Source organism: Streptomyces sp. E2N166 (assembly GCF_003671715.1).
Classification (GTDB): domain Bacteria; phylum Actinomycetota; class Actinomycetes; order Streptomycetales; family Streptomycetaceae; genus Streptomyces; species Streptomyces thinghirensis.
The window spans coordinates 62,311-63,863 of sequence record NZ_RAIF01000032.1 but is presented as its reverse complement, the minus strand read 5'-3'; the positions used below and the strand labels follow the sequence as shown (position 1 = coordinate 63,863).

Sequence of the window (1,553 nt, the reverse complement as noted above, 5' to 3'; positions counted from 1 at the left end):
CCGACGGCGATCCGGCGATCGCGGCCGTTGTCGGTCGGGGCGTGGGGGTGGTGTGCAAGGCGGGTCCCTCGTGACGTGCTGTGGCCTGGGCGGCGGATCTCAGCGCACGGCGCGCGCGCCGTGCGGTGGGGCCTGGTCGCCATGACTTCGGTCCACCGCCGCCACCGCGTCGGCGAGGCGGTCCAGGACCGCCGACGTCTGCTCCTCGGTGACGATCAGAGGCGGCAGCAGTCGCACGACGTTCCCGGACGGGCCCGCGAGGTCCACGATCAACCCGCGGCGCAGGCACTCCCGCTGAACGGCGGCGGCGGCCTCGGCGGCGGTGCCCGGCGCGGGTCCTGTGACCGTGCCGTCGGCGGGGGTCTCGCGCGCACCGTCCGGTGCGACCAGTTCGACGCCGAGCATCAGGCCCCGCCCCCTGACGTCACCGACACACCGGAACTCCTCGGCCAGGCCGCGCAGTCGGGTCAGCATCCGCCTCCCCAGTACGGCGGCGTGCTCGGCGAGGCGGTGCTCGCGTACGTGGGCGAGGGTCGCCGCGCCCGCGGCCAAGGCGAGTTGGTTGCCGCGGAAGGTGCGGGCACCGGGCTCCCCCGGGCGCAGGTCGTCGCGGTGCACCACCGCGGCCAGCGGCAGGCTGCCGCCGATCGCCTTGGACAGGACCAGTACGTCGGGCAGGACGCCGCTGTGTTCGACCGCCCAGAAGGCCCCGGTCCGCCCGACGCCCGTCTCGGTCTCGTCGGCGATCAGCAGAACGGACCGTTCCGCCGTGCTCCGGCGCATGCGCCGCATCCAGGCGTCCGGCGCGGGAACCACCCCGCCCTCGCTGTGGACCGGTGCAAGGATCATCCCGGCGGGCAGTTGCTCCCCCGACCGGCGGTCGTCGAGGACGGACTCGGCCCAGTGGGCGGCGAGTTCGGCCCCGCGTTCACCCCCGACGCCGAACGGGCAGTGCCGGTCCTGCGGGTAGGGCAGGCTCACACGGCGCATGTCGCAGGTGTCGCCGAGGCCCGCGCACGCCTCGGCGGTCGCCCGGTGGTGGGTACAGGTGAAGGTGATCACCCGATTCCGCCCGGTGGTGGCGCGGACCAGCTCGACGGCGGTGGCAACCGGGTCCGTACCGGACGGTCCGCAGAACCGCACACGCGCGTGGTCGGCGAGTCCGGGCGGCAGGGTGTGCAGCAGCTCGGTGACGAAGGCGTCCTCGACGGGGGTGGTGAGGTCCATGACCTGCAAAGGAGCCCCGGAGTCGAGGACCTTGCGGATGGCCTCCAGCACGACCGGGTGGTTGTGTCCCAGGGCCAGTGCGCCCCCGCCCGAGACACAGTCCAGGTAACGGCGGCCGTCGGCGCCCTCGATGGTGAGCCCTCGTGCCCGGACCGGTACGACGGGAAGGGCGCGCGCGTAGGTGCGTGCCGCGGACTCACGCGCCGGCTGACGCTTCGGGGCGCTCTCCTGCGCGGTACGCGCCCGCGCCCGCGCCGACGACGGCGCCCCGCCCGCAGCGCCCTTCCCCGCGGCCGGTCCGGCGTTCCCGCCCCCGGACGTAAACC

At 75.0% G+C, this 1,553-nt stretch carries 1 protein-coding gene; it reads right to left on the bottom strand.

Features of this window, described 5'->3' with window-relative positions; translation table 11 throughout:
* Nucleotides 1-99: 99 nt before the first annotated feature.
* Nucleotides 100-1,553, bottom strand: a 1,454-nt coding sequence (locus tag EBH09_RS27380) for an aminotransferase class III-fold pyridoxal phosphate-dependent enzyme (protein ID WP_202977433.1), incomplete at its 5' end; no start/stop codon positions are given.